At 61.5% G+C, this 22034-nt stretch carries 22 protein-coding genes; 14 read left to right on the forward strand and 8 right to left on the reverse strand.

The features are described 5' to 3' along the window. Positions 1 to 9: 9 nt before the first annotated feature. On the reverse strand, positions 10 to 888 hold the full coding sequence (locus A6A03_RS01690) for an anti-sigma factor (protein ID WP_066782961.1): 879 nt from the start codon (positions 886 to 888) through the stop codon (positions 10 to 12). Positions 889 to 902: 14 nt separating this feature from the next. Then, positions 903 to 1502, reverse strand: coding sequence for an RNA polymerase sigma factor (locus tag A6A03_RS01695; RefSeq protein WP_066782963.1), 600 nt, complete (start codon positions 1500 to 1502; stop codon positions 903 to 905). A gap of 345 nt (positions 1503 to 1847) precedes the next feature. Between A6A03_RS01695 and A6A03_RS01700 the strand changes: the two genes are divergently transcribed. Next, positions 1848 to 2933, forward strand: a complete 1086-nt coding sequence (locus A6A03_RS01700) for a polyprenyl synthetase family protein (RefSeq protein WP_066782965.1) — start codon at positions 1848 to 1850, stop codon at positions 2931 to 2933. 13 nt (positions 2934 to 2946) lie between these two features. Here A6A03_RS01700 and A6A03_RS01705 read toward each other — a convergent pair whose 3' ends face one another. Further along, entirely contained in the window at positions 2947 to 4071 is a 1125-nt protein-coding gene (locus tag A6A03_RS01705; RefSeq protein ID WP_066782967.1) for a PAS-domain containing protein, read from the reverse strand. A gap of 188 nt (positions 4072 to 4259) precedes the next feature. On the opposite strand from A6A03_RS01705, the gene A6A03_RS01710 reads away from it, so the two are divergent. Further along, positions 4260 to 4982, forward strand: a complete 723-nt coding sequence (locus A6A03_RS01710; RefSeq protein ID WP_066782969.1) for an SDR family NAD(P)-dependent oxidoreductase — start codon at positions 4260 to 4262, stop codon at positions 4980 to 4982. Between the two features lie 154 nt (positions 4983 to 5136). After that, a complete protein-coding gene (locus A6A03_RS01715; RefSeq protein ID WP_066782971.1) occupies positions 5137 to 6213 on the forward strand; it encodes a sigma-70 family RNA polymerase sigma factor in 1077 nt (358 codons plus the stop codon). Positions 6214 to 6291: 78 nt separating this feature from the next. Here the strand turns inward: A6A03_RS01715 and malQ are convergent, their stop codons facing one another. The 3 genes from malQ to A6A03_RS01730 all read right to left on the reverse strand — a co-directional run bounded on the left by malQ (position 6292) and on the right by A6A03_RS01730 (position 10026). After that, the gene (malQ, locus tag A6A03_RS01720) at positions 6292 to 7821 is read right to left on the reverse strand and encodes a 4-alpha-glucanotransferase (RefSeq protein ID WP_066782973.1); all 1530 of its coding nucleotides are present in this window, start codon (positions 7819 to 7821) and stop codon (positions 6292 to 6294) included. Between the two features lie 94 nt (positions 7822 to 7915). Beyond that, the gene (gene rocF / locus A6A03_RS01725) at positions 7916 to 8824 is read right to left on the reverse strand and encodes an arginase (protein ID WP_066782974.1); all 909 of its coding nucleotides are present in this window, start codon (positions 8822 to 8824) and stop codon (positions 7916 to 7918) included. Next, entirely contained in the window at positions 8821 to 10026 is a 1206-nt protein-coding gene (locus tag A6A03_RS01730; protein WP_066782976.1) for an ArsA family ATPase, read from the reverse strand. Before A6A03_RS01730 ends, rocF begins: the two co-directional genes overlap by 4 nt. 164 nt (positions 10027 to 10190) lie before the next feature. Here A6A03_RS01730 and A6A03_RS01735 point away from each other — a divergent pair, with 164 nt between their 5' ends. Further along, positions 10191 to 10709 (forward strand): histidine phosphatase family protein, encoded by a 519-nt coding sequence (locus A6A03_RS01735; RefSeq protein WP_066782977.1) that lies wholly within the window; start codon positions 10191 to 10193, stop codon positions 10707 to 10709. A 214-nt stretch (positions 10710 to 10923) separates the two neighbouring features. Continuing rightward, positions 10924 to 11670: an SIR2 family NAD-dependent protein deacylase gene (locus A6A03_RS01740; RefSeq protein ID WP_066782980.1), complete on the forward strand. Its 747-nt coding sequence runs from the start codon at positions 10924 to 10926 to the stop codon at positions 11668 to 11670. Between the two features lie 836 nt (positions 11671 to 12506). On the opposite strand, the gene A6A03_RS01745 is transcribed toward A6A03_RS01740, so the two are convergent. After that, complete coding sequence (locus tag A6A03_RS01745; RefSeq protein ID WP_066782983.1) at positions 12507 to 13175, reverse strand: hypothetical protein; 669 nt, start codon at positions 13173 to 13175, stop codon at positions 12507 to 12509. Between the two features lie 194 nt (positions 13176 to 13369). On the opposite strand from A6A03_RS01745, the gene A6A03_RS01750 reads away from it, so the two are divergent. Together A6A03_RS01750 and A6A03_RS01755 are read left to right on the forward strand one after the other, a co-directional pair. Beyond that, complete coding sequence (locus A6A03_RS01750; protein ID WP_066782985.1) at positions 13370 to 13633, forward strand: PspC domain-containing protein; 264 nt, start codon at positions 13370 to 13372, stop codon at positions 13631 to 13633. A gap of 131 nt (positions 13634 to 13764) precedes the next feature. After that, positions 13765 to 14640 (forward strand): fructosamine kinase family protein, encoded by an 876-nt coding sequence (locus A6A03_RS01755; protein ID WP_066782987.1) that lies wholly within the window; start codon positions 13765 to 13767, stop codon positions 14638 to 14640. A 110-nt stretch (positions 14641 to 14750) separates the two neighbouring features. Here A6A03_RS01755 and A6A03_RS01760 read toward each other — a convergent pair whose 3' ends face one another. Then, complete coding sequence (locus tag A6A03_RS01760; RefSeq protein ID WP_066782989.1) at positions 14751 to 14969, reverse strand: YgaP family membrane protein; 219 nt, start codon at positions 14967 to 14969, stop codon at positions 14751 to 14753. Positions 14970 to 15167: 198 nt separating this feature from the next. On the opposite strand from A6A03_RS01760, the gene accB reads away from it, so the two are divergent. The 7 genes from accB to A6A03_RS01795 all read left to right on the forward strand — a co-directional run bounded on the left by accB (position 15168) and on the right by A6A03_RS01795 (position 22000). Continuing rightward, positions 15168 to 15719 (forward strand): acetyl-CoA carboxylase biotin carboxyl carrier protein, encoded by a 552-nt coding sequence (accB, locus tag A6A03_RS01765; protein ID WP_245668755.1) that lies wholly within the window; start codon positions 15168 to 15170, stop codon positions 15717 to 15719. Beyond that, positions 15719 to 16912, forward strand: a complete 1194-nt coding sequence (gene xseA, locus A6A03_RS01770) for an exodeoxyribonuclease VII large subunit (RefSeq protein WP_066782992.1) — start codon at positions 15719 to 15721, stop codon at positions 16910 to 16912. Before accB ends, xseA begins: the two co-directional genes overlap by 1 nt. Continuing rightward, on the forward strand, positions 16905 to 17102 hold the full coding sequence (gene xseB, locus A6A03_RS01775; protein WP_066782997.1) for an exodeoxyribonuclease VII small subunit: 198 nt from the start codon (positions 16905 to 16907) through the stop codon (positions 17100 to 17102). Before xseA ends, xseB begins: the two co-directional genes overlap by 8 nt. Positions 17103 to 17119: 17 nt before the next feature. Further along, positions 17120 to 19069: a hypothetical protein gene (locus tag A6A03_RS01780; protein WP_066782998.1), complete on the forward strand. Its 1950-nt coding sequence runs from the start codon at positions 17120 to 17122 to the stop codon at positions 19067 to 19069. 56 nt (positions 19070 to 19125) lie between these two features. After that, positions 19126 to 19506 carry a RidA family protein gene (locus tag A6A03_RS01785; protein WP_066783000.1) on the forward strand — a complete coding sequence of 127 codons (381 nt, stop codon included), beginning with the start codon at positions 19126 to 19128 and terminating at the stop codon, positions 19504 to 19506. Positions 19507 to 19592: 86 nt separating this feature from the next. Then, on the forward strand, positions 19593 to 20378 hold the full coding sequence (locus A6A03_RS01790) for a ComEC/Rec2 family competence protein (protein WP_066783002.1): 786 nt from the start codon (positions 19593 to 19595) through the stop codon (positions 20376 to 20378). Then, entirely contained in the window at positions 20375 to 22000 is a 1626-nt protein-coding gene (locus A6A03_RS01795; protein WP_066783004.1) for a flippase, read from the forward strand. Before A6A03_RS01790 ends, A6A03_RS01795 begins: the two co-directional genes overlap by 4 nt. Positions 22001 to 22034 lie beyond the last annotated feature (34 nt).

A 22034-nucleotide genomic window follows, 5' to 3' on the forward strand; every position in this document is an offset into this window, starting at 1 on the left:
GACCCCCGTTCACAACGTCCCGGTCAAAATCACCTCAACCTCACCCGGCGCCGCGTCGGTCGCCGGTTCAACCGTCACCATCACCTCGGTAAAGGCATTGACTTCGCGCGGCGCATTGACGACGAGCGTCGCTAACCCAGCCGCATCAACTTGGAAGGTGCCGGCGGCGATCCGCTGCACGCCATCGCTCAGCCAGAAGCGGTAGACGCGATCGGGTTGCAACGGCGGCAACCCGCTAAAGACGACCACGGCCTGCGACTCGCCGGGGTACATATACATCTCACCCCGCGCCGCGAGATTGGCCTTTGCCGGGCGCAGCTCACGGGTCGCCACGCCGGGGGCGCTGACAAATGACACCAACAGTCGCTCGTGGGCAATCTGTTCATTCAGGCGCGCAATCTGCTGCTCGGAGCGGGTCAATTGGGCGGCCAACTGAGCCTGCTGCGCTTCACTCGCCGCCATGGTTTGGCGCAAATCGCTGACCGCAGCCAAGAGTTGCTGGTTCGTCTCAGCGAGAGTCGCCACCTGCCCCTGTAGCGATAGCGTCAAACCGCCGAGAAACAGCACCACTACCGCCAGCACAGCCACCATCGCCGGCGCCAGCCAACCGGCGCGGCGCGATGAGGCAGGGCGGGCAACCGGCGCGCGCTGCGCTTGATCGGCAGCGATCCGCTCCATCAGCCGCGCGCGCACGTGGGCCGGCGGCGTAGCCGGCGCTGCCGCGTACGGCAACAGGGCGACCGTTTCGCGCAACTGTTGCAACTCGGCGCGCGCCGTGGGTGACGTGTTTAGAAGCTGCTCGAGCGCCGCTAGATCGGACGGATCAAGGCTGCCTAACGCCGCGGCAGCGAGCAGTGATTGTTCGTGTTCGCGATCAGAGTCGTGCATTGCCGGCTACTTTTCTAGTGATCGTGCGGGTCTATGCCGTAGTGAAGCAATGCTTGCTTCAATTTCTGCAATCCCAGCCGGATCCGGGTTTTGATCGTTCCCAGCGGGCTTTGGAGATGATCGGCGATCTCGCGTTGCGATAGCCCGCCGAAATACGCGAGCTCAATCACTTCGCGCTGATCGGCTGGCAAATCGGCTAACGCATCGGTGATTAACCGGCGCCGTTCAGTTTCAATCGTCGCTTGCTCAACATTCTGCTGCTGATCAGGCAGTGATGACAGCAGATCGTCGTCATTGCCAGCCGCCATTGGCCGTGCCTGCCGGCGCCGTAATTCGTCAATGCAGAGATTGCGCGTAATCCCGAACATCCACGGTAAAAAGGCGCTATGAACCTGAAAGGTCGCCGAGCGCTTCCAAATCCGCCAGAATGTCTCTTGCACAACCTCTTCCGCCGGCTCAGCCGCACCGAGCATTCTCAGCGCGAGACCGTACACTACCCGCGAGTGCCGATCATAGAGCTGCGCTAACGCTGCGCTGTCGCCAGCCGCGACTAATTCCATTAATGCTTCATCGCTCAATCGGGCCAAGCGGGCCGCATCGTGCGGTTGGGCCACAGCCAACCCCTCATAAGATATACGCGCACCACCCCGGATTGGATGCCTCGCAATCCAGTGATGTGCGAAGATTCCACGCACCTATTATACACGGGGCAAACGCTTTTCGGAAAACAGCGTCTTACTGCTCATTACCCGTGCGTTTTCACCATAGATATGGTACAGTTATATTGAATTGAGCCATGTGTTTGACAGCCGTACTGAATATGTTATAGTTCAGGTTGTGGCGAATATCACAAGGTGATGATACATCACCTGTCTCTCTGGCAAGGCGCGCCACAATCGCCGGATCGTCGTCGCCTCCGGCGCCAGACCGGCTCGGCGATCCTAGGAAGGAACAGCCGCATGGCCGGCTACCAACCGCAACTTAATCCGTCGGGATCGGTTTCGTTGCCCGAGGCTCGCATACCAACAACCAATAGCCATCACAGCACCGGCGAGTTGCCGCCGCAAACTGCTGGCGGGTTAGCCAGCATCTTTCACCGCGCTAATATTTTGGCTGATCTTGGCGCGATCGAGCAGCGGCTACTTGAGTGTACCCATTCGCGGGTGGCGGTCATCAGCGCGGCCGGTGCGCATACCGTGCGTTCCGGCGGCAAGCGGCTGCGCGCGGCACTGGCCGTCTTAGCCGCCCGCCTTGGTCACTATCAGCTCGACCGCGTCTTGCACCCGGCTGCTGCGGCTGAATTGATCCACGCCGCTTCGCTGGTGCATGACGATTTGGTCGATCAGGCCAACCGCCGCCGTGGCCAGATCACCGTCCATGCCCGCTGGGATAACGATGTGGCGTTGATGGTCGGCGACTACTTCTTTGCCCTCGCCGCCGCCGAGATGGCGCTCAGCCCCGACCCGCGCATTATCACTTTTTACGCCGAAGCGGTGCAAACCATTTGCGAGGGTGAGTTGAGCCCGGTCACGGTTGCTGAGCCATTTGACCGCGCCTTGCGCCAGTATCTGTACAAGACCGGTGCGAAGACGGCGGTGCTGTTTGAAGCGGCTTGCAAAGCCGGTATGGTGGCCGGCGGCGGCAGCGATGAGCAGATCGCGGCCCTTGGCCGTTATGGCTATGATCTCGGCATGGCGTTCCAGATTGTCGATGACGTGCTCGATTTTATCGGTGATGAGCGGACACTCGGCAAGCCAGCCGGCAACGATTTGCGCCAAGGCACGATTACCCTCCCGCTCATTTATGCCACTGCCGCTTCGCCCAGCCCGTTGCTGCGCGAGGTGCTTGCCCAGACGCCGCCGGACGATGCGCTGGTGGCTGACGTTATCCGCGAGGTGATCGCCGTTGGCGGCGTTGCCGCCGCCCAAACCGAGGCTGAACGCTATATCGAGCAGGCGATTGCTCACCTCGCCATCTTCCCCGCCAGTCCGGCCCGGCAGGCGCTGATCGATATTGCCCGCTTCGTGATCGAGCGCACGGTGTGAGCAAGCGTCGCCGCTATTCCTGCCGCAACGCATAGCGCACGCCGTCACGCAGATCGGCGCGGGTGATGATGGTGCTCAGATCTACTCCTAACGCAACCAATGTCTGCGCGACATCAGGCCGGATGCCGGTTATGACCAATTGCGCCCCCAGCAAGCGCACCGAGGTGGCGCACTGCAAGATGGCCTGCGCCACCTGTGTATCAATCACCGGCACTCCGGTTACGTCAAGTACTACTACTCGCGCATGCCGCTGTTGCACCGCGTGCAGTAATGCCTCTATCAGCATCGCCACACGCGCGCTGTCAAAGGCGCCTACCATCGGCGCCAGCAGCACTCGTGAAGCCACTTCCAGCAGCGGCGTTGAAAGCTCGGCTAACAACGCAGCTTGCGCTGCGATCACCTCTTCACGGATCGCCAACTGCCGGCGCAGCTCTTCGGCCTGCTTAAGCTCGGTAATGTCGATCCGTAACCCGACCGCACCACCATCAGCCGTGCGCCGCTCAACAATCCGGATCCACCTGCCATCGGCAAGGTGCTGTTCAATCGGCGCCAGCTCGGCGTGCAATCGCAACCGCTCGGCAACCCATTCGTCAACCCGCCCAATCGCGTTCGCGTATTGGCCCCGCTCGGCTCCCAGCCGGATAAACTCGGCAAACGGACGGCCCGGCGTGATCAGATCGGCGCTGATCGCGTAGAGTTCGCGGTAGCGCCGGTTGCAGAAGACAATCCGATCCTCGGCGTCGAGTAACAGAAACCCCTCTTCAAGGCTATCGAGCGCGCTTAAAATTGCTTCTAACCGCTGCTCGGCGGCGCGCTGCGCCGTCAACAACGCCGTGACCTCAATCACTTGCGCGGTTAGCGCCGTTGCACTGCGCCGGATCGACACCTGTGCGTGCCGCGCCCGATCACGGCGCAACGGCGCGGCCAACTGCAAGGGCGGATCATCCGGTGCCAGCGTTGCTACCCACGATCGGGCCGCAGTCTGATCATGCGCTTCCCACGCCAAGACGCCGGCGCAAGCCGTGATCAGATCCTCAGGCGTATCACTCGAATCACTCAACTCTAACCACAAACGATTACACTGCACCGGCCCGTCCGCCGGTGCATACGCGGTAGGCAACGGCAGCGCGTCTAGCATTGCATGGCTCTCGTTGGTCATAGAAAGCGATCAGGTATGCACGAGCAACACCTCTGCATTATAACGCAGTCTACGATCGCCCGGCGTATCTGATGAGCGGTAGATCTGGCTCGCAACCATTGGGTGAAGTGTGGTATAACCATGATAGGTTTGCAAAAGTTTTGCAAAGCTTTAACAGGAGTACTCCTATGACGCTCACCGGAATGCATGCGTTGGTCACCGGCGGCGGTCGCGGATTAGGACGGGCCAGCGCACTCGCGCTGGCCAAAGCCGGTGTAACGGTTTCGGTGCTGGCCCGCAGCGCCGATGAAGTCGCCGAAACGGTCTGGCTGATCGAGGAGAACGGTGGTGAGGGCTTGGCCCTCACCGCTGATGTCCGCGCGAGCAGCCAACTCGAACAAGCCGTCGCCCAAGCCCGCGCCCGCTTCGGCCCGATCCGGATCTTAGTCGCTGCTGCCGGCATTGGCCTGCGCGCCCCCATCTACGAAACCAGCGAAGCGCAGTGGGATGCGGTGGTTGACACGTTGCTCAAGGGGGTATTTCTCAGTGCGCGGGCCGTGATCCCCGACATGATCGAAGCCGGCGGCGGCAATATTATCATCGTCGGTGCGCCGCTCGACCGCATCGCCGTGCCCGGCTTCGCCGCTTACTATGCCGCCAAAGCCGGCGTTGACGGCTTGGCGCGGGTGATGGCGAAAGACCTCCGGCGCTTTGGCATCAATGTCAATCTCGTCCACCCCGGCGGCTTTGCCGACACCCAGATGGTGCGCACTACCGTCCCTGAAGTTCGCACCGGCTTGCTGAGCCCTGACGAAATCGGGCCGGCGGTGGTCGAACTCGCAGCGCTACCCCCGCGCAGCCAAACCGGCCAGACCATCGATGCCCACGCGCGCAAATTGGCGCAAAATTAGCCTGTTCAGGGTCTTGACAAAACCTGTGCAAAGATCGAAAATATACACATCCGAAATCTTTGAGGCGGCGTATATCTAGACAGAGAATAATCGACGCCCCTCAAAGGGCCAGCATCCGCGCTGTCGCTGCCAGCCGGAGACAAGGAGTACTGCCGTGAAAGCCTTCCCTCAGAATCACCCAGCCGACAGTGAAATCGAACCGGAAGAGTCCGCTGAGGCCGCCGAACTCGATGCTGAGTGGGATGGCGACGTAGAACTCGTCGTGGAAGACGAGGAGCTGATCGAGCCAGTCGAAGACCTTAGCGATGAAAGCGATTTTGAGGCGATTGAGGATTCGGTACAGCTCTATCTGCAAGAGATTGGGCAGGTACCGCTCTTAACCGCCGAAGAAGAGGTCGAGCTGGCCCGGCAGTACAGTCGCGGCAAAGAGGCCCGCCTGCGGTTGCAACACGAGCAGTACGCCAATAACCGCGAGCGGATGCGGCTCGAGATGGAAGTGGCCCGCGGTGAAGAAGCACGCCGCCGCCTCATCCAAGCCAATCTGCGTTTGGTGGTGAGCGTGGCCAAGAAATATATCGGCAGCCCGATGGCCTTTATGGATCTGGTGCAAGAAGGCAATATCGGCCTGATGCGCGCCGTCGAGAAGTTTGACTACACCAAGGGCAACCGTTTCAGCACCTACGCCACGTGGTGGATCCGGCAAGCGGTGACGCGCGCCATCGCCGAGCAGAGCCGCCTCATCCGGTTGCCAGTTCATCTCAGCGAGTCGATCGTGCATCTGCGCCGCGCCATCTACCGGCTTGAGCAGGAGCTTGAGCGCGAGCCAACCGCCGAAGAGCTGGCTCACGCCCTCAATATGAGCTTGCGCAAGGTGAAGCGCCTATTGCGCGCTTCGACCCAGCCGATTTCGCTTGAGCAGCCGCTGAACAACGAGCAAGAGGGCCGCGTGAGCGAGACGCTGGCCGATGAGACGGCGGCGTCGCCGATGGAGATTGCTGAGCAGAATATGCTGCAGGCCGAGATTACGGCGGCGCTGAACGAGTTGCCCGAACGCGAGCGCAAGATTTTGCAGTTGCGCTACGGCTTGCTCGATGGCCAACGCCGCACGCTCGAAGAGGTCGGTGCTACCTTCGGCATTACCCGTGAACGCACCCGCCAGATCGAGGCCGAGGCCCTCCGCCGCTTGCGCCATCCTAGCGTCGGGCACCGGCTGTCTGGGTATCTGGATTGAGACGCGAGAGGAGCGGGTGTACGAAAGGGCGGGTTTGAAACCCGCCCTTACGAGCCCTGACGCCTCGCTGACCCGCCCTTACGCTTGCTGATACGTCGCCGGCTCCTTCTCCACCAGCGGCTCGCGTCCGTACAGCCCCGTCAGGTAGGCCAGATGGTGCGCACGATCGACGTTCAGTTGCTCTGGCCGCATCCGCCATGCCCAATTGCCTTCGGCTCTCCCCGGCAGATTCAGCCGCGCCCACGACCCTAACCCCAGCACATCTTGCATCGGGATGATCGCCGTGTCGGCGACCGACATCAACGCCGCCCGGATGAAATCCCACGCAATCGTTTCGTCGCGCGCGCCAAGATAGTTGCGCACATGCTGGCGGGTATGCTCATCGAGGGTTGACCACCATCCCACCGTCGTATCGTTGTCGTGCGTACCGGTATAGACCACCAGATCGCGGGTGTAGTTGTGCGGCAAATAGTTGCTGGTCGCATCACCGCCCCACGCAAACTGCAACACCGCCATCCCCGGAAAGCCGAGCTGCCGGCGCAGCTCGTCAACATCCGGCGTGATTAGCCCCAAGTCCTCGGCAATGATTGGCACTGGCCCCAACTGCGCGCGCACCGCCGCAAACAGCGCCGCACCGGGGCCGGGAACCCAACGGCCTTCCATCGCGGTGGCTGCCTGCGCCGGCACCTCCCAGTAGGCGGCAAAGCCGCGGAAGTGGTCGATCCGCACAATATCCACGAGGCGAAACAGCAGCCGGAAGCGCTCGATCCACCAATCGTAGCCGCGTTGGGCCAAGACATCCCATCGATAGAGCGGGTTGCCCCAGCGCTGGCCGGTTGGGCTGAAGTAATCCGGCGGCACACCGGCGACCACCGTTGGGTTCCCATTCGCATCGAGGTGGAAGATGTCCGGGTTAGCCCAGACATCAGCGCTGTCATAGGCGACAAAGATCGGCAGGTCGCCGATAATCTGCACGCCGCGTTCGTTGGCATAGTGGCGCAAGGCAGCCCACTGGGTAAAGAAGACCCACTGCAAGAACCGCTGGAACTGGATCCGTTCAGCCAATTGCCGGCGCACCGTCTCAATCGCCGCCGGTTCGCGCCGGGCCAGCCCTGCCTCCCAGCGGTTCCATGGCTCGCCGTGGTAGGCCTCTTTTAGCGCGGCAAAGAGGGCAAAGGTGTCGAGCCACGCCTGCTGTTCGGCGCAGAACTGCTCAAAAGCGGCGCGGTGTTGCCCATCAGCCCGTGCGGTAAAGCCGGCAAAAGCCCATTCGAGCCGGGCCAGCTTCCATGGAATGACCGCGCCATAGTCGATCCAGTCGCCGTATGCGCCCGGCGCCCCCTGCAACGCGCCCTCATCGAGCCAGCCCAGCCGCACTAGCTGCTCCAGTGAAATCAGCAAGGGATTACCGGCCAGCGCCGAAAGACCGGCATACGGCGAATCGCCATAACTCGTCGGGCCGAGCGGCATAATCTGCCACCGTCGCTGCTTCGCCGTCACCAACCAGTCTACAAAACGGTACGCTGTATCGCCAATATCGCCAATCCCGCCAGCGCCCGGCAACGCTGAGGGATGCAGCAGAATGCCGCTGACCCGCCGATCATACATAGTGCCACCTCGAAAACGCGCAATACCACTATTTCGTTGTATGCGCAATTATAACACAAGAAACGAATTAGGCGAGGGATGATCCAGCATCCGTTCACAAAATCCGTTTGCCCAACGCCGACAACGCCAATTCGACGGCCAGCTCGGCAGTGGCATTGCGCTCATCGAGGATGGGATTTACTTCAACGATATCGAGGCTCCGTAACGCGCCGCTCTCGGCGATCAACTCCATCGCCAGATGCGCTTCCCGCGCCGAGATGCCGCCGCTGACCGGCGTGCCGACGCCGGGAGCTTCACGGGGGTCAACCACATCGAGGTCAAAGCTGAGGTGAAAGCCATCGGTGCCTCTGGTCGCAATCGTTAACGCCTGCTCCATCACCGCCGCCATCCCGCGCCGGTCGATCTCGTGCATGGTAAAGACGGTGATGGCGGACGTGCGTAACGCTTCCCGCTCCAGCGGATCGAGATCGCGTACCGCGATCAGCACCACTCGCGCCGGATCGAATGCCGGCGTCTTCCCGGCTAATCCGGTCAAGCGGAGGTGGCCGCGTCCGGTCAGAACGGCCAACGGCATCCCGTGGATATTACCGCTAGGGGTGGTGGTTTCGTCATTAAAATCGGCGTGCGCATCGATCCAGATCAAGCCAAGGCGACGACCGCGCGCGCTGCCGCTGGCCGAGCCGATCGCAAGGCTGTGATCGCCGCCGAGAATCAACGGCAGCATCGCTTGCGCCGCAATGTCGCTCACCAACTCAGCGAGGCGCTGGCACACTTCGGCGATTGGTTCGAGGTAGCGCAACCGCGCGTCAGGCGGCGGCAGCGGCGTCGTCTCAACCATTGGCGTGGCCAGATTACCGAAATCCACCACATGATGGCCAAGGTCGTGCAACCGGCGGCTGAGACCGGCATAGCGTATCGCGCTCGGCCCCATATCCACGCCGCGCCGCCCCGCACCGAGGTCGATTGGCACACCGAGAATGGCAACCCGCGTTTCGCTGGTCATGAGGTAGCCGGCTCCTCTTGCTCGTCAGTCGTTAGCGGCAATGCTTCTGGCGGGCCAAAGAAGACCTCGAGCACCCCATTGCGGAAATACGCCCGCCGCGCCGGTCGCTCGGCGAGGGTGGTGGGCAAGAGCATATCACGGCGGAAGTTGCCGATTTCGATAAACAACTCATCGCCGCGTTTGGTCATCGAAACTTTCCCGATCTCGACGTGCGGCAACGGCAAGCGCAAGACATATTCGTCGCCTTGCTTGACAATCTCTTGCGTTTTGCCGATAAAATGCACCTTGACCGGATCATCATCGCCAAACAGTTGCTGGCCGACCATTGACAGATCCTTGATCCCGGCCAAATCACGCGCATAGTAGGGGCTTTCCCAGATCGGCAGCGGGCGGAAGAGGTCATAGACCATCTGGCGATAACCCTGCTGGATGCGGGCCAGCTCTTGCATAAACGCACCTTCCACCTGATCGACCGGCAACACCCGGTTGAGCACAACGCCATCAACTGGATACCCAAATAGGGCTAGATAGGTCGAAGCGCGCTGCGCCTCTTTGATCACCATCCGTTCCGGGTTGACGACGAGCCGGTACGAGCTGACCTGCGGATCGGTCAGCGTTGCCCGCAACGCTTCCACACCCTTCGTCAACCGCTCAAGTTTCGCAAAGACATCAGTCGCCGGCACCAATTGTTTGACCAGCGGGCGGGCCACTTTCAAGGTGGTCGGTTCCCAATCCATGACCCGCGCTGCATACCACTGAAAGGTCTCTGGCATGGTCAACAAGCGCACCGTTTCCCCAGTTGGCGCTGCGTCAACAATCACGACATCAAAGTTACCCTCGCGGGCTTGCCGGCGGATGTGGAGCAAGCTCACCACCTCTTCCATGCCGGGAATAATCGCCAATTCTTCCGCAGCAACTTCGTCAACCCCGCGCCGGCGCAACAGATTGCTCAAATAGACGCGCAATTCACCCCAGTGCTGGCGCACTTCATCGAGCACATTAATCTCTTGGCCCCATAACCGTTCGCCGATCTGGGTCGGCAGTGACCCCAGCGGGGTATCAAGGGCATCGGCCAAACTATGCGCCACATCGGTACTCACGACCAGCGTGCGATAACCCAACTCGGCAGCCCGCACCGCCGTCGCCGCCGAGGTCGTGGTCTTGCCGACGCCGCCCTTGCCAAGATAGAGGATCAGCCGCATTGATGCATCCTTTGTCTGTCTGTCGCCACGAAAAAGTCGCTCATCTCGCTGATGCGACGCCGCATCAATTGTATATGTTGCAATTCAGCCCGTCAATAAGCTATGGTACACTACCTACGATGATACTCGATCATCATTGCTACATCAAGGTGTAAGGATTACCAGTGCTTTCTGATCTGTTTCTTATTCGTCATGGGCAACCGGTGCATAATCCGGCCATCCCCTACCAGTTGCCGCCGGGACCTGATCTGTCCGAACGTGGCCGCGCCGAAGCGCGGCAGGTCGCTGCATTTTTGGCTGATAAGGGTGTTGAGCTGCTCTTCGCCTCGCCGTTTGCCCGCACCACCCAGACGGCTGAGGTGCTAGTCGATGCGCTCGGTTTGCCGGTTACGTTCACGACACTCGTCCAAGAGCATGCCCCCAGCGAGTCGTTCGACCACGTGCGCGCGCGGGTGCGCGAGTTGCTGGCTGGGCTAGCCGATTCGCCCTACCAACGGGTCGGCATCGTGACCCATGGCTCGCCGATCCGGGCATTTTTGCTTGAGCTCAGCCACGATCAGATCGATCTGCGCGGCCACGTCTACCAAGGCGGCAACCCGGCCCCCACCTGTGGCGTCTGGCACGTGACCTTCAACCAGCAACGCGCTTGCCGGTTTGAACTAGTGTTTAAACCTGCCGGATAGGGTAGCCGCTGCGCCGCTGCAGGTGCGCTCTGTTCGAGACATGCATCGCTGAATCATGCGGGAATGCTGCCCCGCCTGCTCTTAGCGCGAAAGCGGGGCAAGGCAATCAGAGCAACCAAGCCGATGGCTGAGCGGCGCCAAACCGGGGGTGCAGAAATCTTCAGCTCGTGCTGCGTTCCAGATTGATGCCGTCGCATGACAGGGAGGGATAGCGATGACCGATCTTGACGCCGTGATCGCCGCTTTTGCCACACACTTGCGTACGGCCCGCCACGTGGCCGTGCTCACCGGGGCCGGCATCTCTGCCGAGAGTGGCATTCCCACCTTTCGCGATGCCCAAACCGGTCTCTGGTCGCACTTCGATCCCGAAGAACTCACCTCACCCGCCGGCTTTGCCCGCAACCCGGCCTTAGTCTGGCGCTGGTATGCCGAGCGGCGGGTGAAGGCCTGCGCTGCCCAGCCCAATCCAGCCCACTATGCCTTAGCGGAATTGGCCAAGCACGTGCCAACATTGACTCTGATCACCCAGAATATCGACGGTCTCCATCAGCGGGCCGGCAGTCCCAACGTTATCGAATTGCACGGCAGCCTGCACCGCGCCCGTTGTATGGCCGATGGCTCGGTGCATCACACATGGGATTACGACGAGGAATTGCCGCGCTGCCCGAACTGCGGCGCGATGCTACGACCTGATGTGGTCTGGTTTGGCGAAATGTTGCCGCAGCGGGCGCTAGAAACGTCGTGGCAGGCTGCGCTCGATTGCGATGTTTTTATGTCAATTGGAACATCAGGCGTCGTCGAGCCGGCAGCGTCACTGCCGCGCGTGGCACTTGGTCGTGGCGCAACGGTGCTCCTCCTCAATCTCGAACAAACCGTTGCCGCTCGCCCGCCGCTCTTCACCATCAACGGCAAGGCCGGCGAGGTATTGCCGCGGTTGGTCAAGGCAGCGTTTGGCGAATAAATGCGAGCGCAGCCCGCTCCCCCGCCTGTCATTGCGAGAGAGCGGCGGCCCGCTCCCCCACCTGTCATTGCGAGGGAGCGGCGGCACCAGCGAAGCTGGATGCCGCCCGACCGAAGCAATCCCCCCTTCAGCGGAAAGGATGCCTCTCCCGCTCTCGCGGGAGATTGCTGCGCCGCGCTGCGCGCGACTCGCAAGGACAACGGGGGTGCGGGAGATTGCGGCGCCACCCACAGCGTGGCTCGCAAGGACATGAGCATGCGGCAGTTGCACTGCCGCACTCCATATACGCCGGCTGCCGACCCGCTGCCCGGCGCGCTCCTGTCATTGCGAGGGAGTGGCAGCCCGCTCCCCCGCCTGTCATTGCGAGGGAGCGGCGGCACCAGCGAAGCTGGATGCCGCCCGACCGAAGCAATCCCCCCCTTCGGCGGAAAGGATGCCTCTCCCGCTCTCGCGGGAGATTGCTGCGCCGCGCTGCGCGCGGCTCGCAATGACAATCGGGGTGCGGGAGATTGCGTCGCCACCCACAGCGTGGCTCGCAAGGACATGAGCATGCGGCAGTTGCACTGCCGCACTCCATAATCATACGCCGGCTGCCGACCCGCTGACCGGCACGCTCCTGTCATTGCGAGGGAGCGGCGGCACCAGCGAAGCTGGATGCCGCCCGACCGAAGCAATCTCCCCCTTCGGCGGAAAGGATGCCGCTTCCGCTCTCGCGGGAGATTGCTGCGCCGCGCTGCGCGCGGCTCGCAATGACAACGGGGGATGCCAGACAACATACCGCTATCCCACAGGTTGCCCCTGCGGGATAGCGGCGTGAGGAGGAAGGAATCGCCACCTTATTGCATCGCGGCAGTCGCCGCTTGGCGGAAGGCATTCACCGCAGCGTCAATCACCTTTTGCGGATCGCCCCCGGCAGAGGTCACAATCGCGCGCAGCGTTTCCCCGTTGCGCAACCGTGAGCGGATGGTTGCCACATCGAGCCCCGTCTGATCGGCTGCCGCTTGAATCAGCCACCCCAGCGTGCTGCGCTCGGCTGCTTTAGCCGCCCGATCGGCCAACTGCGTACCGACGGTGGTATCATTGACCAAGGTGGTCGCCCGCTCGCGAATGGTGGCCAGCATCTGATCGGCCTCGGCCTGCGTCATACGCCCATTGCTCACCGCCTGATCGAGCCGCGCCTTGGCTGCATCCACGACCGCCTGCACCAAGGCATCACCGCTGCTGCCATGGGCAGCGGCGATCTGGGCCAAGCTACGGCCATTCTGCAACTCGGCACGAATCGTTGCGGCATCAAGACTGGTCAGATTTTGCAGAGCTTTGATCAATTGCCCAACATTGACCGCTCCCACGCCGCGCCAACCGCCGCCGCCTCTCCCGTATGTTGCCTCGACCGGAGTCGAATGGGGTGCTATTGCTTGCGCCGCGCTCACCAGCGCCGGCTGGCTCCAAAGCAAGGTCAGCGCCAACGCTGCGCCAGCGAGGCCACTGAACAGGGTTCGTTTCATCGCATCTCCTCCGTGGTGTCGTTGTGCTACGAAGTACCCCGCTTGATCCGGGGTCAGATGTACTCTAGCACCAGACTTTGAAGAACTTATGAACTGGTGACGAGTAACTTGTGGAGGCGGCTGCAACAAAGTTGCGCTGGCAACGTCATACAGGCAGGGATCGCGCAGTGATTAGATTACAAAGGAGAAGGGCTATGACAACCACTCGCTTAACGCGCAGCGCCACCGATAGCATGATTGGCGGCGTGTGCGGCGGCCTCGCCCGCTACTTCGGCATCGACAGCACGATTGTCCGGCTGGTGTTCGTGTTAGCGGTGCTCAGCGGTCTCAGCCCGCTGATCTACATCGTGCTCTGGATCATTATGCCGAAAGAGGAATTGGCCCAGCCTACCCCGCCGGCCCCAGACCCCACCGGCGAATGGAAGTACGATCCATACACCGGCCAGCGCATCCGGTGACCGATCGCACGTGGTACGGGCGGGTTTGAAACCTGCCCGTACTAGCTCCCATCCCCTGTCTTCTCCTCATTGACTCTCCGGCGCACCCAGCGTATGATTCCGGCAACGCTCGTGTCTACTGCGCCAAACCGATGACCTTGCCAACAGCCGTCGCCAATCTGATCACTACTGCGCTGGGCCGCCCGATCGAGCAGATCGATCACCTCGGCGGCAGCTTTGGCGCGCGCCTTGCCCGCGTCACTATCAACGGGCAGCGCTTTGCGCTCAAGTGGGCCGCCAGCGGCGCGCCAGCGGCGATGGTCGCCGCCGAAACCCATGGCCTGCGCACACTCGCCGCCGCCAACGCCATCCGCGTGCCGGCAGTCGTCTTCGCGTGCGAGGCCAACGGCGACCAACCCGCCATCGTGCTCAGTGAATGGATCGCAGGCGATGGCCGGCCCCCCGATCCAGCACAGCTTGGCGAACAGCTCGCTGCGCTGCACCGCCACACCGGCGCTGCGTATGGGCTTGAGCGCGACAACTTCATCGGCGGCACGCCGCAAACCAACGGCTGGATGGACGACTGGATCGCCTTTTTCCGCGAGCGACGCCTCTTGCCGCAGATCGAGCTGGCTGCCCGCAACGGTCTTTTGCCGGCGCGCCGCCGGCAGATGCTGGAACGGGTTGTGAGCCGCCTTGACGAATGGCTCAGCGGCGTGCCGCGCGTTCCCTCACTCATTCACGGCGATCTGTGGAGCGGCAATGTCATCGCTGGCCCCGGTGGCGCACCGGCCTTGATCGACCCCGCCATTTCGTACAGCGACCGCGAGGCGGAACTAGCCTTTACCGAACTCTTCGGCGGCTTCTCGCCCCGCTTCTACGCCGCGTATCAGGCAGCATGGCCGCTCGACCCCGGCTACCGCGACCGGCGCGATCTCTACAACCTTTACCACCTGCTCAACCATCTGAACCTGTTCGGCGAAGGCTACGGTGCGCAGGTCGATGCGGCGGCGCGCCGGTATGGATAGGCGGTGCGTGAATGAGCGTTTGCATGGTATTACGTAGGAATCGTATGGAGTGCGGCAGTTAAACTACCGCACTCCGTAGAAGTCAGTACACTGTTCGCGAAGTCTGTCGCTTAGCGCGTCTGTTGCTGTTCACGCGTGCGTTTGCAGGTGTTAATCCTAAAGATCCAATATAACGGGCACACCGCATAAGCCGCCGTTGCAAACATAATGAGCGCAAGAAAACCAGTGATGACCTGCAACCAGAAGAGCTGGCCAAAGAGTGAAATAAGACCGAAAACCATCGTCAATACGAGACGAATATCGCGATCAAGCGTGCCTACATTGCGCATAGCAACAATCCTTTCCCTTGACCTTTCTCGTGCCTAGCATAACAATCTTGTCTACGCTTGTTGGTGAAGATCTCACTACCGAGCGTAATGATTGCTCATTTGCATTGTAAGGCAAGAACCCGGAACATGCCATATCGAAGAGGATTGACTCTTGTGCTACAATAGGGCAGTTTCGCCGAGACTATGCTGTGGGGAGCTATGAAGGACGAAACCACCGACATGCCAATTGATCAGAATGATCCGTTCGGTTTGGCGGCTGTGCGCGATCTGTTGCACATGCTCGAGGAGAGCGATGTCTACGAAATCACGATCGAGCGCGGCAATGCCAAGTTACACGTCAAACGCGGCCAGCCCACCCCTAGCGGCGTGATCTATTCTGCTCCGCTGCCCGCCGCACCGCTCAACGCGCCGCTCAGCGCACCGCTCAGCGCACCGCTGCCGACTACCCCAGTGACTCCTTTCGTCCAACCGCCGCCAACGCCAGAAGGGCCACCAGTTGAGATGCCGGCTGGCCATACGATTACCGCCCCGATGGTCGGCACCTTCTACGCGGCACCCTCGCCGAAAGACAAGCCATTCGTGCAGGAAGGCGATGAGGTGCGGGTCGGCGATACCGTCGGCATTGTTGAAGCGATGAAGATGATGAACGAGATCGAGAGTGACGTCGCCGGACGGGTGGCGCGCATTCTGGTCAAGAATGGGCAACCGGTTGAGTACGGCCAGCCGCTGATGGTAATTGAACCGCTTTGATGCGCGCTTTTTCGGTCTCTGACTTAAATAGCGCTCTGCGCGCTCATCTGGAAGAAGATGGCCTATTCTTCGACCTCTGGCTGCTAGCCGAAGTCGTGGAATTTCGCCGTTACAGTTCAGGGCATTGCTACTTTACCCTGAAAGATGAGCAAGCGAGCATTCGTGCCGTGCTCTGGCGCAGTGCCGCCGAACGGCTGGCGAGGCTGCCGGCCAACGGTGAGGCGGTGCTTGCCCATGGCCGGGTTGGCTTCTATGAAGCCCGTGGCGAAGTGCAGTTCGTCGTTGATCAGATCGTGCCGGCAGGGGAAGGCTTGCTCAACGCGCAACTCGAACAACTGCGCGCCCGTCTCGAAGCTGAAGGGTTGTTCGATGAACGCCGCAAGCGATCGTTGCCGCCCCTGCCGCGCCGGATCGGGATCGTGACCTCGCTCCAAGCGGCGGCGCTGCAAGATATGCTGACCATTTTCCGCCGCCGCTACCCGCTCGCCGAAATCGTCGTATCACCGTGTCTCGTTCAAGGTGAATTGGCCCCAGCTAGTATTGTGGCCGCGCTCCGCCGCGTCTATGCCGAGCCGGTCGATCTCGTGATCGTAGCTCGCGGCGGCGGCGCTAGCGAGGATCTGGCAGCGTTCAATGATGAACAGGTGGTGCGGGCAGTCGCCGCTAGCCCAGTGCCGATTATCACCGGCGTTGGTCACGAGACCGATACCACCTTGGTGGATGCGGTAGCCGATCTGCGCGCCCCTACCCCTTCCGCCGCCGCTGAAGTGGCCGCGCCAGCCGTCGTCGATCTTCGCCAACGGGTGGCCGAATTGCGCGACCGCGCCGCTGGCGCAATCATGGCGCGCATCGAGGAACAGCGCCGCGCAGTTGACCAACAAGTAACGTTGCTCCGCCGCAACCATCCCCGCCGCCACCTTGATGCAGCCCGCCAGACGGTTGATGAGCTTGATCGCCGGGCTAGCCGTGCGTTCGAGCGGTGGCTGGCCCTCGCCCAAACCCGCCTGCAAGGCTTGCAAGCCCGGCTCAGCACCCTCAGCCCGCAAGCGACGCTGGCCCGCGGTTATGCCATCGCGCAACGCACCGGCGGGCAAGTCGTCACCGATCCGGCGCAGGTGCAAGCGGGCGAACAGCTCCAGCTCACGGTACGCGCCGGGACGCTGCTTGTCGCTGTAGAGGATGCCAATGAGTGAACCAACTGCCGTTGAACAATATGAGACATTGCTGGCCGAGTTACAGGCAGTGGTAGAACGGCTCGAGCGCGGCGAGTTATCGCTTGCCGAAGCGTTGCACCTGTACGAACGCGGCGCTGAGCTCGCTGCGGCGTGCCAACGATTGCTCGATACTGCCGAATTGCGGGTGCGCCAGCTCGATAGCGCCTGAACGGAGCCGGTTTCGTCATGAGCGTCTCGATCGTGGAAAAAGTCTATCGTTACCCGTGGCGGCGGCGGTGGTGGCTCGCCACCCTCGGTAATCTGCTGGTGATCGCGAGCCTCGTCATCGCCGTGTACCAGCTTCTGCGCGGAGTCGTCGCAGCCAGCGAACCCCTCGCGCTCTGGTTGCGCCGCACGCCATGGCTACGCCCGCTGTACGATGGACTGTCTCCCCTTCCACGCGATCTGAGCTTATGGTTCCCAGAAGCGCTCGGCGTACTGGTGTGGGCAGCGGTAGGGTTACTGGTCGCGTTGCTGCTGCTGAACGCGCTCCCCGCGCTCCGGGTCAGCACCCGTGGCCTGCTCGTCGAGTTTGCCGGCGGCTGGCTGCCGGTGGCATGGGAAGATGTGCAACAGATCCACGTCACTGGCGATGAGGCTGGCCAGCGCTTTGTGTTGCTGGTAATCCCCGCCAAATCAGCCAAGCGTCTGACCGGCTGGCATCGTGTATATGGCTTGTTATACGGCACCACCATCCGGCCAGCTTTTCTCGTGTCGTCATCGATCGATGAGTTTGACCATTTGCTCAATACGATCTTGCACGAAAACAATCGCGCGATCCGCAGCGTCGAAGGAGCGCAGCCGGTGGTGGTTGACGAACAACGCCGTTCACCATTGTTTGGCCTGTTCTTACGCGGCGCTACAGCCGCACCACCGGCTGCCAATGCAGTCTTGCCGCCAACGACCGCACCAGAGGTAACGGCCACGCTCCCCGCATGGTCATTGATCAGGATCGCGCACCTCAGCGTGATGGCGCTTGTGCTTATCTTTGGTCTGCTACACTATCGCAGTTATTGGGATCGAGCGCTCACGCTCATGCTTCCAGAGTTACGCAGCAACCCTGCGCTGCTGTGGGTCAGCCAAGATCCCGTCTATCGCGCGATCTTCAATGCCTATCAAGGCGCCAGTGCGCCCTTCTTCGGCTTCACCGGACGGCCCGATCTGCCAGCCCCGGCGTGGCTGCTGATCGCCGCCCATCTACTTCTTGCGCTTGTCATTGCGCTAGCTTTTGCGCTGCTGATCGCCATTCCCTCGTCAGTCATTGCAGGTCAAAACGGGATGATCGTCCGCTTTCTCCCCCGCCCCTTGCCATTCGCGCGCACTCTTCCATGGGCGAGCATCAGTGCGTTTCAGATGATCGATCTTGGGTTTGGCCGCAGCATCGCTTTTGTCCAATCACCAGCACTACCATGGCTTAGCCGGCTGTGCGGCTTGGTGGTGACGGGAAAATGGACGCCGGGAGCCATCTTGATCGGCACGATGAAGAACTGGCCAGCATTGATCGAACAGTGCGAAGAACGCTTGAGCCATCTGCCGCCGATCAACGACACTCCCCGTTTTCAACCGGCTGCGTTTATGCCCAACCTGCAACTGATTGGCCAGCCAGTGGCAACAATTGCTGCACTGAAAGCGGAATTGACCGCAACCGGCGCAACCACAACCGATCTGCTGTGGCGCGCCGGCAGGGCGATGCTCGTTGTATCGTTGCCGCTGGGGTTGATGTTTGCGATTCCGGCCTTGATAGACGGTGATCGCTGGCCAGATCTCGGCATTATCTTGGGCGGGCTTGGCTTTTGGCTCGCCGGCTTGCTTGAATGGCCGCTGGTCGTGCTGATTTCGCTGATTATTCACGGTGCGCTTGACAACGACCAAGAGCAGGCGCATATTTTCACGTTCTACCCGCTGGTGCAGATGCCGCGCCTCTTGCCGCTGTTGCTCGCGCTGATCTGTCTTATCGTCAATCTGCCATGGCTAGCTGCCATCCTCTGGCTCGCTTCCCTCGCGATTGCCTACTGGGTGACAGCAGCGCTCTGGGTCGATGTGTACGAGTGGGAAGGCGCACAGGTCATTCTGGGTGGGTTGCTGCCAGCGATTTGGCAGCTTTTTGTGATGGTGGCATTCTGGACGTTGCGGTAAGATTGGCGTGGCAATACCATTGGTGGTATTCAGAGTAAACAGAGAGGATATTGGCAATGGATCGCATTCGTATCGCTACCGAAGCTGCTCCGGCAGCGATTGGGCCATATTCGCAGGCTATCCGGGCCGGCAACTTGATCTTTGTGTCCGGACAGTTGCCGATCAATCCGGCCACCAACGAGATGCTTACGGACGACATCGGCGCCATGACCCGGCAGATCTTTGCGAATATTGCCGCTATTTTGCACGAGGCGGGCAGCTCGCTCGACCGGATCGTGAAGACGACCGTCTTTCTGGCCGATCTGAACGATTTTGCCGCGATGAATGCCGCATACGCCGAGCATTTCAGCGACGCGCCGCCGGCCCGTTCCACCGTGCAAGTGGCTCGCTTGCCCCGCGATGCCCGGATCGAAATTGAAGTAATTGCGTTGGCGTAACGATTCACGCGCATCGTTTGCCGCTGTCGCGCGGTATTCATGATAGATAATCACGTTGCCTTCCCGTAGTGGATTGGAACGACCGGATGCGACAGCGCGCGTTTTTCATCGCCATCCTGATCGGGGCGCTCGTCACCATCGCGTGGCTCCAGCGTCCCGACGGCCAGTTGCACGTCATCCTGCTCCCGACTGCCGGCGATGCGATCCTCATCCAATCACCCGCTGGTTCGTTTACGTTGATTGACGGCGGGCGCGACCCAACCGATCTGGCGGTTGCTTTGGGGACATATCTGCCGTTTTGGCAACGCCATTTGGCAGCCACGGTGCTGACCCGCGCTGTTGAGCGCAATCTGCCCGGCCAGTTGGGGGCGTTGCGGCGATACCGGCCCGCGCTGGCGCTGGCGCAGACGATGCCCAAGGGAGAATGGCGCGATCTGATGGACAGCATGGCAACGCCGGTGCGCCCATTGCAAGCCGGGCAACAGATCAATCTCGGCGGAGCGCGCTTGCACGTATTAGCGACGAATGACGGTGATGACGGCGGCGCAGTGTTGCTGATTGAATACCGCGCAACCCGTGTGCTCATCCACAACGGCGGCAGCGCCGGCGATGCGGCCCTTGCCGCATTGGCCGGGCAAACGATTGATCTGCTCATCTATCCGTGGCAACGCCCGATCACGACGCCGGCATTGCGCGATCTGCGCCTTCGCGCTGTCGCCTTCAGCTCCGGCTTTGAGGCCGATGAGCCAGCGTTAGCTAGCTTGCATGAACGGCGGCAACTGGCGCCATACTTGTACCATCCCAAACTCGACGGTGCGATCCATCTGATCAGTGATGGTCGTCGAGCAACCATAACCACGCAACCGCCATGAACGACCGTCTCGGCTTAGTCTTATTCCTCATCGGCGCGGCCCTTGCGCTGCTCAGCGCCGGCGCATTCCTCTGGCAGCGGTTTTACCGCGACGATCCGGCCAATGCGGCCCGCCGCATCTTTAAAAACAGCGCCGTCACTTTTGGCTTGCGCATGTTCGTGCGCGGGTTGGATACGGTTATCCTATTTTTGCTGGTCGGCGCGCTCGATCCAGCGGCGCTCGGCGCGTACAATACCGCTGCGCTACTGGTGGCGCAATACCTCGCCACCTTTACCGAATTCGGCCTTGGCATCTTGCTGACCCGCGAAGTGGCCCGCCATCCTGATGCTGCCCGCCGGTTGTTCGGCGTCACCCTAGCCCTGCGCCTACTGCTCATCATCGCCGCGGCTGCACCGGTGGCATGGCTGGTCATCGCCGGCTACAACCTGATCGGTGCGGTTGGGTTGAGCGAACCGCTCACCACTGATGGCCAACTCGCGATCTGGATCTTGCTGCTGACCCTCGTGCCGAGCGCGTATAGTGGTGCGGTGACGGCGCTCTACAATGCTGCCGAACGCATGGAAGTGCCGGCGGCGGTGGAAGTGTTGACGGCACTGCTCAGCTTTCTAGCCCGCATCGCCGTGCTTGCGCTGGGATGGGGCGTGATCGGGCTAGCGTGGGCAGCAGTGTTGGTCAGCTCAATCACCGCCGTGATCTTTTTCGGGTTGCAAGTGCGCACCTTCTTCGCCCCCACCCTCAGCTTCGATGGCGCCGCGATCCGCGCTCTTGTGCCGCAGGCGCTGCCGTTGATGCTAAACAACCTGCTCAGCGTGATCTTCTTTCGCTTCGACCTCTTCATCGTGCGCGCTTTTGGCGGCAGCAACGCCGATCTGCTGGTGCAGCAGTACGTCTTGCCCTACCAATTGCTCAACATCGCGCTGGTACTGCCGCCAGCCATTACCTTCGCTGTGTTCCCGCTCTTGGCACGGCGAGCCGGCGGCGCGCGCAGCGAACTAGCCATCGCCCAACAACGCACGCTGCGCCTACTGCTCTTGATCGCCTTCCCGCTGGCAATGGGCATGACCCTGCTGGCCGATGATCTGGTCTGGATCTTCGCCCGTCGCCGCTTTGCCGAATACCTGCCGTCGGTGACGGTGCTCGCAGTGCTAGCGTGGTTCCTGCCGCTCTCGTTTGCCAACGGCCTCTTACAATATGTCTTGATCGCCATCGAACGGCAGACCGCCATCACCCGCGCCTTCGTCGCCGGTGCGGTCTTCAACCTGACCGCCAACCTGATCGCGATCCCGCTCGCCATCCGGCTAGGCCAACCCGCAGATGCTCTACTGGCGGCGGCGATCATCACGATTGCCTCGGAAGTCGTGCTGTACGCCGTCTTCCGGCCCGTGCTGCATCGCGAAGGCTTACCGCCGGGACTCCTGAAGCTGATGTGGCAACCGGCGCTGGCTAGCTTCGCCATGGCCGCCGCGATGCTGCCGGCCATCATCTGGTTACCGGGATGGATCGGCAGTCTGTGCGCGATCCTGATCGGCCCGCCGGTATACGGCGCTGCGCTATGGCTGATCGGCGCCATTGGCGCGGAAGAGGTGGCGCTCGCGCGGCGGATCATTGGGCGGGCATCGTGATCGCTGGTACTATGTAGCAAACCACATAAGAGTG

Source organism: Chloroflexus islandicus, from assembly GCF_001650695.1.
Classification (GTDB): domain Bacteria; phylum Chloroflexota; class Chloroflexia; order Chloroflexales; family Chloroflexaceae; genus Chloroflexus; species Chloroflexus islandicus.